We start from the raw sequence: 14,125 nt of genomic DNA on the forward strand, positions 1-14,125 counted from the left end.
TCTCCTCTTTTTGTTACTTAATCTTTGCTAGTACATTATAAAATTTAGCGTAGTTCATTTTAACACCATCGTCTAAATCAATATCAATTTGTTCATTCGCATAAGTAGCTAAATGCTTATCAAACTCTTGTAGTTCATCAATCTTTTTCTGAAAAGCTGTCCTAGATTTTTCTAAGCTACGACGATCAGTCGCGGATAAACTTGGATTAGCTAAACGTGTATCAATCATGTCAATTTCATTTTGGTATTTCGATTGAATTTCTTGTAAATGCTCAAACCGAATCGTTGCCATTGTATCTGGTTGGTAACGATGCATATAGATGAGCGTTCGCAAACCTTTTTGTTTACCTGAATCAACTAACCAATAAATTGGTCGTTTTTGATAGGTTTTACAATGGTTTTTAAAAAATTCGTCTAAGAAATAACGGCGTAGTCGTTCTTCTGGTGACTCATTTTTCTTTATTATTAATGATTCAGCTAACCATTCCATATTTTCATCTACTGTATCTGGACTAAAGGTAACTGAGAGAAACTCACGTAAACGTACAATAATATCTTTATCAAAGTAATGATCATCTGTTAATTGAATCAGACCATAATGGTTTGGTATAAATTTTTGATAAATCGATTCATCAAATTGACCACCTGCATAAGCGAGCCCTTCAACATCTAATGAGTAACGGCCCATGACACAACCAATAAAGTAAGATAAAAATGATTTAGTATTATTTATACGACTTTCATTTCTTATTGTAATATCTTTTTCTTCAACTTTTGGAGATAACTCCCCTTCTAAACCATAAGTCTTGATAAATATTTCATTTAAACTTTGCTCATTTTTTCTTAGTTGCTGAATGTAGTTATTAACTTTTTCTTTCCAACAACTATTTGCCTCAGAAATTTTTTCAATTTCTTTTATATTAGTTATAAATGGGTGTTGTTTAAAATCCCATGATATTTCATATGACTCCCATTCATCCTTGGCTATTTGTACACTGCTCTCTACTAACTCTTTTACTAAATTTCTATTAGTTGGTTCAATGATTGGTAAACTTTTTAAATCGCCGGTTTGAAAACTAATGGTTGGGTTTAATAGCTCTAACATTTCACTTGAAACTTTTGAAGTTAAAAAGCCTAAAATGATAGATAAAAAATCTTTGTTATTAGTAAATAAGGAAGAACCTTTGACATCAAAAATAAAGCCTTTCGGTGAATATCTTATTCCAAAATACTGTGAGTTAACATCCGACCATGTCAAACCTTCTCTAAAGTAAAAATTAATGTTTTTAACCGTCCTAGTGTAATTCTTGTATTTGCTAGTTGCAAGTTCTTTTATTTCTTCTCCATCTTTTTCCCAATTTACCACATAGTACTGATTTCCATACCATTTTCTATAGGCACCTCCTTTATTATATGGGAACCATTTTTTATTACTATTTTTAGCTTCGATAAGGTTGGACATATTAAAACCAATATCTTCAACCCCAACCTCATACCATAACCTCAAAAACCTATCGTTGTTTCCAGTTTGTAAACCCGCCCTTGGTTGGGCAATACCCCCTAGTTCATTGTGATTTTTAAAAGCTGATTTTACAGATTCCGTTGCCCAATAAGCAATGCGATTACCAGGAAAATTAAAAAATTCTTCACTTTTATGAATGTATTTATATGACCTATTTTCTTTAGCCGCCTCTTTAACTAAGGAAGAAAGTTCGGTAGATTTATATTTTGAAAGTTTCAGGTAGACCCCCAAAGTACTTTTGGTTTGTTTATGAGCTACAAAAGCACAAATTGGAACAGTTGCTTCACTAAATGCAGAATAATTTAAATGAATTAAGCTTGATAATGCAGATTTTTGTAAAAGGTTTTTTCTTAATTTCTCGTGAGTAGATATGAACATCCATGTATATGGTGTAACTAATACAAAGTAACCATTATCTTTAGTTATAGTTTTGGTCTGATATATAAACGAAGAATACAAGTCAGTTTTATAATCTTTATACTTTTCATTCATATATTTTTTCAGCACTTTGTTGTATCTACTATGATAGGGCGGGTTAGTTATAACCACTTCATATCTTTGATATAATAAATTAGCTTGTTCGATTATAGGTAATAACTTGACCTTTAGTTCTTTGATATAAGATTCATCAAGTAAATTAACTTTTTGGTCATCTAAGTTATATAAACGATTAATCCATTCCTCATAAGGTAATTCAATTGGATTTATTAATGACCCAAATTGTTTTCCATTCTCAAATTGGCTTAATAATTCGTTGATGAATGACTTTTCCATTTTATTTTCTGCAAAATAATTAATAGCCTCCTCAGATAATGTTTGATCAGCCTCTACTATTTCATATACGTTCAATTTTGGACTCTTACCTTTTCGACTAAGCCTTGAAATAAAACGTGGTTGTTTTTCAGCTGCCTTCATCAGGAGTGCAAAGTTCGCAATTTGCTGAGCACGTTTATCTATATCCAAACCGTAGAGATTGTTTTCCAAAATTAACTGTGGTATTTCTCTTGATGGATAACCTGCTTCTTCATACATATCGTATAACATATCAAAAGAGTAAATTAAAATGTGTCCAGACCCACACGCGGGGTCCATAATTTTCAAATCTTCTAATGAATCAAACCTGGGATATAGATGATGGTTTTCTTTATGTTTAAAATAATACTCCCAATGCTGTGACAGTTGATTATCTTCGTATTTCTCATCGTAAAGTTTTCCTAATGAATTTTGTACCATGTATTGTACAATCCACTTAGGTGTGAATAATTGAGTTACTACAGGTAAGTCTTCCTTTTTCACTGCATTATTTCTTAGTCCACCAACTTGTTCCTTCTTTTCAGACATGTAATATTGGTACAGCCAGCCTAATACTTCGACATTATCTGAACGCACACCGTCTTCACGTACATGATAGAAGTTTTCATCAGACAATTCATTTACAATTTTACGTATAATCGACTCCTGGTCTAATAAATAATCGGGTAATAATAGCTCTGTATAATCTTCAATCTTTTCAAATAAGAAAGGCAGTAGCTGGTTTAAAGCATTACACTGGGCAATGAGCAAACTTCGATAGGCTTTTTCATTATCTCCTTCTTGTATGCTTTCACTCACTTTTTGATGTTTAACATCTAAATTCATAGTTTCAAATTGCAATAAAATGTCAGGATCATTTTTACCCGTACTACTTGATAGCACGTTGACTTTATCCGGTAGATAATTGTTTACTTCCATATAGCGCATAGCAATAATTCTGTTAAACCACGTATATGAAATTTCCTCGATTAATTGATTGTATCCTACGTTGTTCAAACGTTGTTGTAATGTACGAAAAGATTGCTTCATTTCTGTATCATATGATTTACCGTTCACGTACAATTGTCCGTAGTTTTCTTCAACCTTCAATTCCTGATCATTTTCAGTAATGCCGTATTGCTCTGCTTTCAATGAAACTTTATCTATCAGGTCACGCCTGGCTTCTACAGCAAATCTCTTCAACTCTGCTTTATTCATCGTTTCACCTCTGTATGTAGAGGGGAGATAATTTACCTGCCCCATGGATTATGATTTAACAAAATAGTATGTTTGTAATTCTCTTATTAAATTTCTTTTTAATGACTCAATTGCCCGCTCCAAGTCTTCTTCAGAATCAATACTATCAACTTGGTTAAAGAAAGAATCATATAATTCTCGCTCGGTAATAACCTTTGGTTCTCTCTTAACAGCATCTGATTCCTCTCTTAATTCTTTAAGCATCTGCCGTGTTTTGACTTTTGTACAATCAATCAGCTCTCTTAATTGTTGTTGATTGATACGCGCACTGGAAATACGTTCACTTTCCTTTATCTTTTCATAAAGCTGACTAGCTTTGTTCGTTCTTAATTGGATGTATTCTGTTATAGTTTCATATTCTGAATATTGATCATTTAGGGTCTCTAGTTCATTCATAGATTTATTAGATTGTACAAGTACTGCCTGTTTTTGATTATTGGTTTCATCTTGGATAAGGTTCTTCAGGTTATCCACTAACTTTGGTAACTGACTGATATCTTTGGTTGGTTCTTCCTGTAACAAAATTTGTTTCATCCGTCGTACGATTTCACCTAGCTCATCATTATGAATGACTTCTATGTCCTGTTCATGTTCAACTAAAGCTTTAACCGCTTCATCAAACTTGACGATAGGATTTCCTTCATAAAAGCCTTGAAGCTTCTCTAAAATGTCATACCACTCTTCAATATCATCTTCGTACTGTATGAACGTGCGACAAAATTGCTCTGGATCTCGGTTAGCCAGTAATTTTTGTGTTCCATTGACTACAGTTCTTATATCACTTTCGCCAGGATACGGATATTCACTTGTGGTATCCTGTTGGCGTCTTCTTTCACGTACCTTTTCAATAGGACGAACAAATTCTTCTTCTACTTTTTCTCTTATTAACTCGTCATAAGAATCATACGTATCGTACGGTTGAGTAATCGAAAAGAAATCTCGTACAAGTGCAATCAGTTCTTGTTTCAGCTTATTATCCATTTCTACAATTGGAAGAACAACTATGCGATCGCGTTCAGACAATTTTTCTAATCGATCATAAAATTGGTTTGATTTAGGTGTAAAAGGTTCTCCCGCATACATAAACCGTACTTTCCCTGCATTCATTAACCCCATTAAAATACCGATCGTATCTTTTTCTTCCCAACCATAAGGAATCGTCTTATATTTTTGCACGACTTGTTTTAGTGTTCTTTGATCATGAAAACGTTCAAGTTCTTCTATAAAATACTTCATCTCATCCATTGCATTCTTATTTGTGTCGCTAAACAAACTTTGTTGTCCCAAATCCTTTACGACTTGCTCCCATTCTTTCTTGTTGTCCTTAAAGGATATAGGCTTTTCAATATAATCTAATTTCTCAAATGTACTACGAACCAACATATTCATAGCCTGATCGATTTTGTTTTCAAACTTGCCACTGAAATCACGACGTTGACCTTGAATGTAAAAGCTGGCATTGTCACATGCTTTGGCCAACAGTTCTTCAGCTTTTTCTGCGAATTCATCCACTTCTCCAAGTTTTAATTCATAAATCCGCTTTTGCTGCTGTGAAGTTGTACTAGTTTGCTTGCGTCGTACATAACTATCTACCTGTTGAATATATGCAAGAGCCCTCTCTGCTTCTGCAACTAGATCTTTGTTCAGGAGAACGATTAAATACCCAGAATTTGCCTTAGAAATCGCTTCTGAATCTGTCATTCCCTCAGAAAAAACTTGTATGGTCAATTCGTGGTTCATCTGTCCTTTCACATAACTGTCAAACCGCTTATTAAAATTAAAATGTTTTGTCTGGCCATTATACTTATATTCATATTTCGGGTGAAGGTACATGGCATTAAAAAAGAGATTGCCTAATCGTTCTTTCACAGCAGAACCGTTGTAGTCTTCTACGCGTATTTCACGATTAATTTCTTGTTCTTCGTCTGATAAGAATGAATAGGAACCATCTGCGTGCTGCTCAATGAACATTATAGTCTGAAGCCGATTCAACGATTCTTTTATTTTGTATTCCAGCGGTTGGCGTTCATCGTAAACCGTTTCAATCATGAGTGTTGCAATGTTGCTTGGTGTAGATTTGATTTCATCGATTCCTTTGATTAGATAGAGAACTTCCAAAACTTTTACGTCGTACTCTTCTAACCCTTCCTGGTTACGGGCACGATCTTGCGCTCTTGCGATTGTACCCGTAATCGATGATTCAAGGTAATCACGAATAGAAGGATAAAATTCTGCCATAGTAACCATATTATCTACATTTTCTTCAGCATTTAATTGGGCAGCTTCCTGGAAAGCTTTAAGTAAGGAACGTTCACCTCGAGAGGTGTGCTGCCCACCTTCTCCCAGATTACGGATTTTGGTGAAGACTAACTGCAGTAACTCAATTTGATAAGGAACAAATGGGTAAAAGGAAACGAATTCTTCGATATTACGGTAACCGGAACGCAATTGAGTGTTATTCGTATCAAAAGCCAAACGGTTATGAATCAGTTTTCCTTCTTGGTCATGAATAGTATTTAGTGTATCAGCACCAACTGGTTCTTTCTCCAAAAGACGTTTTTTAATTACTTCATCTGTATTCGCACTGGATAAGTTAATTTTTGTCTCAAAACGTCCTTGGATTTTAGAAAAGTCTTTCGTACTGTCTAAATCCGATACGGTTGACTCAAGTTTTTCCTGTGATGTGACGATTATCCATGCCTGACCATGGCATAAATCCCCTAGTTTTTCTGTAATTGTTTGTAGATTGAGCATTAAGCTTGTGTTGTTGCCAATATACTGCCCAATTTCATCGGCAAGGAAAACGATACGATAATCTGGTCCCTGACTTTTACAATAATCAGCAACGAGTTCTGCAACTCGTTGAGCATCAATAGAAAACCATTCTCTGCTCATATCAAAGAATGTTTCCGCCGTATCTTGGTCATAACCTACTGTTTCAAGAGCTTTTATAACTTTTCTTTTACGTAATAAAATTTTCAAACGGAGTTCTTCCCAAGACTTACCGTTTTGATCAAAGATTGTTTGTTTGAATTCTTCGTATTTCCCATCACTATCTAGTTGGCGTTCCATCTCAGCAACCCATAAGGTATCTGAATATCCTAAATGATTATTAAACACTCTCAGAAACACTTCGATAATACGCTCTTTTTCCGAATCCTTAGAAGAAGATGTAGAACGTGAATCGATATTGAATAATAATGCATCCGATTTTTTCTCGGATACTTGTTGCATCATGTTCAGAAGCTCCTGGTTTTCGGACTTGTTTTCAAAATAATCAGCAGGTGTTTTACCTGCAATTGTCTGATTATGTAATAAATAAGATAGGATCTTTAAGAAGTGTGATTTACCAGACCCAAAGAAACCCGAAATCCATACACCCACTTTTGTTGAGGGTTGATTATAGACAGCTAAATAATTCTTATAAAATCTCTCAAGATAATGCTCACTTTCTTCGGTCAGGACGTATTCATCCAATTCCGTTTCCACTACGTCCTCTTCTACTTGTTCAGCCTGAACGACGTTATTAATTGGACGAAATATATCTTTTTCAAATAGATCTTTAATCTGCATCATTTTCCCCTCCTCATGAAATTCGAGATAGTTGATAGTCATCTTCATAATCCAGAATACTGAATAACTTCAACCTTAACCCTGTAAATTCCCCTGGGTAAAAAAGCACGATAGGCTTCTTGTACCCTTTACTTGAAATAGCTTTTAATAACTGGCTTGATCTTAAGAAAGGGTGTGCTGTGCCAACACCAGTAATGAAAATTAGCTCCGCTTCTTCTGTCATATCTTTAAATTGCTGGATCATTGTATTACCCTCGTTAAGAATTGGCTCGATTACATCATTTAACCCACGTAGACCCTCCTCTTCAGCCACTTCATACAATTCTTCCATTTCATCCTCTTCAAAAAAGGAGAGCAGAAACTCAAATAAGTTCACCTCTCTAATATTTACCTTGGTACGTTTCAACATGTTTTTTAAATATACACGTACTTGCAACTCGTCCTGCGGCGGATAATCCAGTACAAAATGAGGAATATCACTCCCGATGCCTTTGGGGTTCGTGAATCCTTCCTGGTTGATCCTCTTCTCCATTTGCTCTAAGCGTTCATATGTCGATTTCATAATTCATTCACCTTTTCTAAGACTGTAAAAGAATATAATAAAGGATCATTCTTTTCAGCATATGTTCTTAAGGATTGAGTCATATGTATCGGATTTATTGAATATTTCGTCTGATCCACCTTTTCAATCATCTTGGCTTCTTTAAAGAACAAGCTTAATGACCTTATAAGACGCTTAATTGTTTCAGGTCTCCAGTTACTAACTTTGTCGTCTGTATTAGCCTTTTCTTCAAAGAAATAATGAAAGTCATTCGCATATAACGACTCTTGAAGTTCATATTTATAGACGATTCTTTCCCAATAAAACTCTAAAGGAATGCGATACACATCCAAAAAAGAATACAATGTCAAAGCCTTCCTGTCGTAATCAACGGCACTTAAAAAATGTTGTTGTAGTTCATCACCTAGGACTGCCGCTCGTCTATACACCATATTATATCTATTCTTTATACTGACTGGGCTTCGCAACTGGAATAGATTCTTCTCAGTTACTTCTTCTAATATTTCATTCTTAGTTTTATTTTGCTTCATGAGTTCAATAACGATATACATCTCATGTTCTGACCATTTTTCTTTAGTAAATCCGGCTGAATAGTGCATACTTTTCACCTACATTCTCTTTCCCTCTCATTTATTACGGTTAGAGAGAATTTTGTTTACAACTTCTAACCTTCGTTTACCACATTGTTGCTTTAAAACAGTTGTAAAATCCCCGTCCTTTAAAAACTTAGTGTCGTTGTTTTTATAAAGGTTATGTACCAGCCCTATCATCTGTTCTTCTTCGATCTCGTCGTTCCAATATCGATCGATAACATTATTAATTGATGAAGCCAGATCTCTTTGTGTTTTATGGAAGAGTTTTATACCCACCCAGTCCACCTCACTCATCTTACTTTTTTTATACTTATCTCTTATTTTATAGGTAGTTCTATGGTTGCACAATAGCTAGCAGATAAATATACAAAAATTTTCCTAGACACCACATTTTATCTTCACACAAGGAATGATGGTTGTTTCATCAGCGTCTGGGAAGATAGCGGTTGTCATATTACTGTGGATTTATAGTTTTATTTTTCTAATATTCTGAAACCTCTAATCACCGGCATACGTATGAGAGTCAGTTAATAATAATTACGGTGTTAGAGGGAAAGGAGACAGTTCTGTGATCAAGGTAGAAAACATCAGCAAGCACTACGGCTCACTACAAGCACTCGACAACATCAGTTTCACCATCACCGAAGGCACCTGCTTCGGACTCGTGGGACCAAATGGCGCCGGCAAGTCGACGCTCATGAAGATTTTATCCGGCATTTTACTTAATTTTGATGGGGACATTCATGTGAGAGATTGGCAGGTTTCGAAGGACCGCCTCAAGATTAAGCAGCAGATCGGCTATATTCCTCAGGAGATCTGCCTGGAGGATACGCTGACTGCTCGTGATAACCTGATCCTTTTTGGCAACTTGTATGGATTAAAAGGAAAAGAACTGCAGCGCCGGATGGATGAGGTGCTTGATCAGATCGGCTTAACGGACAGGGTAAAAGATAAAGTCATGACGTTCTCAGGCGGGATGAAGCGCCGATTGAATATTGGCTGCGCGCTTTTGCATAAACCAAGCATCGTCATTATGGATGAGCCGACCGTTGGCATTGACCCGCAGTCGCGGAATTCGATTTTTTCGATTATTCATCAACTGAAGGCTGAGGGGAGCACGATCATCTACTCCAGTCACTATATGGAGGAGGTCGAGCTGCTGTGTGACAGCATTGGCCTCATTGATAAAGGGCAGCTCATGGAGTTCGGCCGGATGGAAGAGTTGTTAGAGAAATATGCGAAGCCTTCGTTGTTTATTGCGGGAGAGGGCATTGAGCTTGAGATGCTGAAAAACTTTGGAGAGGCAGAAGCGAAAGGAAACGGCTATTTGCTAAATAGTGACGAGCCGCTTCTCACGCTGGAGAAATTGGTGGCGCACTGTCGGGAACACCTTTTGGAACCACGCAGGTTGGAGCTTTATCAGCCGCGGCTCGAGGATATTTTCTTCAATTTGACCGGCACGCAATTAAGAGACGCTTAGGAAAAGGAGGAATCCCTATGTGGGCAATCGCTCGTACGGAATTGAAAAAGACCGTCCAGGATAAAGGGCTGTGGTTCTGGACATTTGTGCTTCCGATTGTATTTATTGTGGCTTTTGTCGCGATTTTCTCGGGTGATGAGAGCACGAGCTATAAAGAAGTGGTGACCCAGATCATCCCGGGTTACACGATCATGTTCGCTTTTTTTATTATGATTTCCATGGTCATTGTTTTTGTAAAAGATCGCGAGCGCGGGATGGTCGCAAGAATTGCCAGCACTCCCCTCTCCATCCATCAATATTTCTTCGGCAAATGGCTGCCGTTCATGATCGTCGTGCTTGTCCAGATCACCGTCCTGTTTGGGTTTGGTGTCGTGGTCTATGATCTGCCGCTTGGAGACCCCTTTGCTCTCATTCTCTTATCCCTGGCTCTTGCGTTTATTGTGACCGGCTGGGGCATGGCGATGGCGGTTATTGTGCGAACGGAAAATATGGGGATTGCGATGACACAGATCCTTGCTTTAGGCGGGGCGCTCCTCGGTGGTCTTTGGATGCCGGTCGAGTTCATGCCTGAGGTGGTACAGAACATTAGTAAAGCCTTGCCGCAATACTGGGCGCTGCAGGGGTACAAAGAGATTATTCTTTCTGGCGGCGGGGTCGGTGATATTTGGCTGCATCTGCTGGTTTTAATTATCGCCGGGGTGGCTGGTGGAGTGCTGGCTTTAGTTTCTTATCCTAGGTTTCTTCGGCAGTCCAGAAGTTAAAAATAAAGCCTTCAGATTAGACTGAGGGCTTTACGAAACATATTATTAACAAATGGTTATTATATAAGATAAGAAGTGAGACCATTATCTTCTAATCTCTTTTTGAGATTACAAAAGGAAAAGGAACGAATATTTGGATTATCAACTTTCAAAATATCCAAGATATCTTTGGTGCTTTTCTTTTTATTCTTTAGAATCGTGTTAACTGACTTTACCCTCTTGAAATAGGGTTGATAGTTTTTATACTTTCTCAAATCTGCTAAAAATTCTGCTAAAAAATCATCTAACGGTCGATTTCCCCAGTAAATAACTAATAAGTTGATAGCATTATAAAGTTCTTTTGCCTCAGGATTCCATTCGTTCTTTGAATGGTTTAGAGGTCTCGAAACCGTTCTACTACTATTTGAATAGGAGGAAGATAACGGATCAAATATACTTAAAGGTTTTAATCCTAATAACTTCATAAAGTCCTCTCCTGTCGGCTTGCCGCAATAAAATGAACCTGAATCTTTACTATTTTTTTATTTTCATAGTGAAACGAATAATAACTATCTTCTAGTCTCCTGCCAGTACAACTCGAAAGCTGATGACCATTTAATAACCTTGTATGCGTAATGGGGACGATATTATAGTTCTTAACTAAATCAATTCTACGTTGGTGTCCATGACAATTCATAAAAATCCTCCTTGAAAGTTCAAAAGTAACTTCTCACTCAATTACTTTTTAGAAAGGAACACTCGAGAATATAACCTACACCCTACGTTAATCTCTTAAATATTTATTATAATAAGTTTCAATAAAAGATCCGGATTCAGTAGTATGATCATACGTATATCTATGATCATGATTTTTATTACATTTCCCTACCATTTTGTTAAATTCACTATCGAAATAAATGTGTACTTCCCCTTCGCAAATTGGACATATACCATACTTTTGCACTTGAAAAACTTGATCACCTTCCCTAATCAGAAAAGGAGTTTCCTTCTTATAAACAACTCCTTCATTTTGCAGCGTATTGTATTTAACTTTCGAATCAAAAGCATACGCCCCAAACAAGAGCAAGAAAAGAATATAGAAAATAGTAGAAAAAATATTAAAATCAGTTTGTTTCCCCACAAAATCTGCAATAGTTATTAAAGCAGCAGTGATAGATATTACACCGGAAACCAAATATCTTATTTTATATCCTTTAACTCCCCCTACTATTTTTTCCGAAGCGCGATCGGCATACTCTACAACACGTGTACTTGATCCTCCATTACTATGAAAATTTTTAATATATAAATTCTGTCTACTGTTGTTCCCTAAACCAATGTTTAAACTATTGTTCCCTGAATTATTAATTGAGTTTGCAGTGTATTCTCTAGATGTATTTCCACAAAATGGACAAAAACTGTAAGCATCATCAAAAGTGTGTTTGCACTCTTTACACTCCATTTCTCCACCTCTATAATAGAATTTTAAAATTAAAAACAAAAAACAATATATGTAAATTATACCATTTAATTACTGGTTGAGGTAGTGGTTAGAGTATTTAGCTCAAAATACCATTAGGGGTGACAGTGTGCCGCAATAGTGTCTTATCTGCAGTTTTTTAGGCAGTCGAAAAGCTAGTAAAGCTCCTTTAGGACTTTTTTTCCGGGAGACCTGAGGGGCTTTTTTTGCTTATGAGCGACTTTCACTAATGGACTGAAAACCATTTTTTATATACACAAAAAAGCACTGATCCTTGTCAGTACTTAATCATAAGACTCTTCCTTTCGTTTTACGGTGGTACACGAGATCATTTCTCCCCAGCCACGCCCATTCTTATCGACCAGACCGGCAATTAAAGAAACGAAATACCACAGCCCGTTGGTGAGAATAACAGGGCCGAATCCAAGCACTGCTCGTAAAATAATTTGAGAGAAGTGCGGTTTGTTTCCGTTTTTAGATGTGACCGTTAAATTCGTCAGCAGCATTCCCAGTGTCCTTCCATTTGCGAACAGTGGAATGACGAGTAAGTAAGTAAAGTGGGTGATGATGAAAGCTCTCCAGAAAATCGGGTTCGGCTCGAATCCCCGGCCGGTATCCAGCCATTGCGTGTATAAAGCGGCGATAAAGCCGGCGATCATGAGTTCAAGTCCGGCGGCGATGAGTCGTTGTAACAGGTTCTTTTCGTTTATGGTAATCCCCTCCTCCCCTGTCCTGTATTCTATGGAAACGTGACAGGAAAGGTTCTGGGAGTGGCGGGATGGTACTCATTTTCCGAAAGAACCAAGGGCTTTTCAATGGAAGCTTCGGGTGTAACTTGTCCGGTTCGGTTGGCGACAGGAACATCTGGATTAGAAGTACATGCGGCCGCTTAAGAAAGAAGAAAAGCGCCCCCTCCATGACACAGCCTTTGAAAGGAAATGATTGTAAGACCTAGTCTATTAATTATCTATTCTACATATTTATCCTCGGTACACGCTGGCTGATTTGGCATGTGACTTCGTAATGAATGGTCTGAAGCTGATCGGCGACTTCTTTAAGGGGAATGTTCCCTTCGTCAGGTTCCCCGAAAAAGGTGTAGACAGCATCTCTGCCGGATTCCTCCACGGAACTTACATCAATCATCGTTTGGTCCATACATACTTTCCCTACAATCGGGCATTTTTGGCCGTTGGTCACAACATGACCTTTATTGGATAGAGCACGGGGAAGTCCATCTCCGTAGCCAATGGGGACGGTTGCTACTTCTATGGGCTGCTCTGGAGCGTAGGATCTTCCATAGCTGATGGGTTCACCGGGATAGACTGTTTTGATCATGACAGGTTTCGTTTTCAGGCTCATCACCTGTTGAAGCGAAATCCATTCTCTCATATGTTCCCCGGGATAGAGGCCATACAAGCTGATGCCCACTCTCACCATGTCCATGTGCATAGAAGGAAAGGCAATGGTGGCTGCACTATTGCAGCAGTGAGTGATAGGAATGTTCCCATATTTCCTTTCCACCTCTTCCACGACCGACAGGAAGTGGTGGAATTGCTGCTCTGTGTAATCCGGGTCTTCATTATCCGCGTCGGAAAAATGAGTGAAAATCCCTTCTACATGAACGTAAGGGGAGTCGTTTTTTTCTAAGAGTTGGAGGACATCTGCCCCTTTTTTTAAGCCGATTCGATGCATGCCGCTATCGACTTTGATATGGATGTTCACCTGCTTCTGGTTCTCTTCTGCTGCACGGATCACTTCTTCCATAATTTCATCTGTATACACCGTCAGCGTAAGCTCATGGTCAATGGCTTCCTGAACCGCTTCTCTCGGCGTATAGCCAAATATAAGAATAGGTACGTTTATGCCTGCTTTTCTTAACTCAATCGCTTCTTCAATAATCGCTACGCCTAAGCGGTTGGCCCCTGCCTGCATCATTGAATGTGCACACGGAACAAGTCCATGGCCGTAGGCATCTGCTTTGACCACCCCCATCAACAGGCATTCTTTATGAATATAATCTTTGAACTCTTTTACATTTTGGCTGAGAGCTTCCAGGGAAACTTCGGCCCATGTGGGGCGGTAGTTCGTCATGGTTATTCCTCCTGTCTATAAAGAAAGCTCCTCCA

General features: G+C 37.7%; 11 protein-coding genes. 2 read left to right on the top strand and 9 right to left on the bottom strand.

Annotation, left to right across the window (positions count from 1 at the left end):
- Positions 1-13 precede the first annotated feature (13 nt).
- Genes pglX through HBHAL_RS19765 form a run of 5 tightly spaced genes read right to left on the bottom strand, consistent with a single transcriptional unit; the run spans position 14 to position 8,593 of the window.
- Complete coding sequence (pglX, locus tag HBHAL_RS19745; protein ID WP_014645301.1) at positions 14-3,532, bottom strand: BREX-1 system adenine-specific DNA-methyltransferase PglX; 3,519 nt, start codon at positions 3,530-3,532, stop codon at positions 14-16.
- Positions 3,533-3,580: 48 nt separating this feature from the next.
- Positions 3,581-7,192, bottom strand: a complete 3,612-nt coding sequence (gene brxC / locus HBHAL_RS19750; protein WP_223254242.1) for a BREX system P-loop protein BrxC — start codon at positions 7,190-7,192, stop codon at positions 3,581-3,583.
- Positions 7,158-7,706 carry a BREX protein BrxB domain-containing protein gene (locus HBHAL_RS19755; RefSeq protein WP_014645303.1) on the bottom strand — a complete coding sequence of 183 codons (549 nt, stop codon included), beginning with the start codon at positions 7,704-7,706 and terminating at the stop codon, positions 7,158-7,160. The genes brxC and HBHAL_RS19755 overlap by 35 nt, the downstream gene beginning before the upstream one ends.
- Positions 7,703-8,305, bottom strand: coding sequence for a DUF1819 family protein (locus HBHAL_RS19760; RefSeq protein ID WP_014645304.1), 603 nt, complete (start codon positions 8,303-8,305; stop codon positions 7,703-7,705). Before HBHAL_RS19760 ends, HBHAL_RS19755 begins: the two co-directional genes overlap by 4 nt.
- Before the next feature lie 27 nt (positions 8,306-8,332).
- Positions 8,333-8,593, bottom strand: a complete 261-nt coding sequence (locus HBHAL_RS19765; protein ID WP_014645305.1) for a TIGR04540 family protein — start codon at positions 8,591-8,593, stop codon at positions 8,333-8,335.
- A gap of 274 nt (positions 8,594-8,867) precedes the next feature.
- Here HBHAL_RS19765 and HBHAL_RS19770 point away from each other — a divergent pair, with 274 nt between their 5' ends.
- Positions 8,868-9,779: an ABC transporter ATP-binding protein gene (locus tag HBHAL_RS19770; RefSeq protein ID WP_014645306.1), complete on the top strand. Its 912-nt coding sequence runs from the start codon at positions 8,868-8,870 to the stop codon at positions 9,777-9,779.
- A gap of 17 nt (positions 9,780-9,796) precedes the next feature.
- On the top strand, positions 9,797-10,540 hold the full coding sequence (locus HBHAL_RS19775) for an ABC transporter permease (RefSeq protein ID WP_014645307.1): 744 nt from the start codon (positions 9,797-9,799) through the stop codon (positions 10,538-10,540).
- 59 nt (positions 10,541-10,599) lie between these two features.
- Here the strand turns inward: HBHAL_RS19775 and HBHAL_RS19780 are convergent, their stop codons facing one another.
- The 4 genes from HBHAL_RS19780 to alr all read right to left on the bottom strand — a co-directional run bounded on the left by HBHAL_RS19780 (position 10,600) and on the right by alr (position 14,090).
- Positions 10,600-11,004, bottom strand: a complete 405-nt coding sequence (locus HBHAL_RS19780) for a hypothetical protein (RefSeq protein ID WP_051005614.1) — start codon at positions 11,002-11,004, stop codon at positions 10,600-10,602.
- A 299-nt stretch (positions 11,005-11,303) separates the two neighbouring features.
- Positions 11,304-11,981 carry a hypothetical protein gene (locus HBHAL_RS19790; RefSeq protein ID WP_014645309.1) on the bottom strand — a complete coding sequence of 226 codons (678 nt, stop codon included), beginning with the start codon at positions 11,979-11,981 and terminating at the stop codon, positions 11,304-11,306.
- Positions 11,982-12,283: 302 nt separating this feature from the next.
- A complete protein-coding gene (locus HBHAL_RS19795; protein ID WP_322786173.1) occupies positions 12,284-12,742 on the bottom strand; it encodes an RDD family protein in 459 nt (152 codons plus the stop codon).
- A gap of 229 nt (positions 12,743-12,971) precedes the next feature.
- Positions 12,972-14,090 carry an alanine racemase gene (gene alr / locus HBHAL_RS19800; RefSeq protein ID WP_014645311.1) on the bottom strand — a complete coding sequence of 373 codons (1,119 nt, stop codon included), beginning with the start codon at positions 14,088-14,090 and terminating at the stop codon, positions 12,972-12,974.
- Between the last annotated feature and the right edge of the window lie 35 nt (positions 14,091-14,125).

Origin of the sequence: Halobacillus halophilus DSM 2266, assembly GCF_000284515.1 — a bacterium.
GTDB classification, from domain to species: Bacteria; Bacillota; Bacilli; order Bacillales; family Halobacillaceae; genus Halobacillus; species Halobacillus halophilus.

Coding starts and splice junctions, on each gene's coding strand:
- alr (WP_014645311.1), bottom strand. CDS start 14,090: ATGACGAACTACCGCCCCACATGGGCCGAAGTTTCCCTGGAAGCTCTC.
- brxC (WP_223254242.1), bottom strand. CDS start 7,192: ATGAAGATGACTATCAACTATCTCGAATTTCATGAGGAGGGGAAAATG.
- pglX (WP_014645301.1), bottom strand. CDS start 3,532: ATGAATAAAGCAGAGTTGAAGAGATTTGCTGTAGAAGCCAGGCGTGAC.
- HBHAL_RS19765 (WP_014645305.1), bottom strand. CDS start 8,593: ATGAGTGAGGTGGACTGGGTGGGTATAAAACTCTTCCATAAAACACAA.
- HBHAL_RS19760 (WP_014645304.1), bottom strand. CDS start 8,305: ATGCACTATTCAGCCGGATTTACTAAAGAAAAATGGTCAGAACATGAG.
- HBHAL_RS19780 (WP_051005614.1), bottom strand. CDS start 11,004: ATGAAGTTATTAGGATTAAAACCTTTAAGTATATTTGATCCGTTATCT.
- HBHAL_RS19755 (WP_014645303.1), bottom strand. CDS start 7,706: ATGAAATCGACATATGAACGCTTAGAGCAAATGGAGAAGAGGATCAAC.
- HBHAL_RS19775 (WP_014645307.1), top strand. CDS start 9,797: ATGTGGGCAATCGCTCGTACGGAATTGAAAAAGACCGTCCAGGATAAA.
- HBHAL_RS19790 (WP_014645309.1), bottom strand. CDS start 11,981: ATGGAGTGTAAAGAGTGCAAACACACTTTTGATGATGCTTACAGTTTT.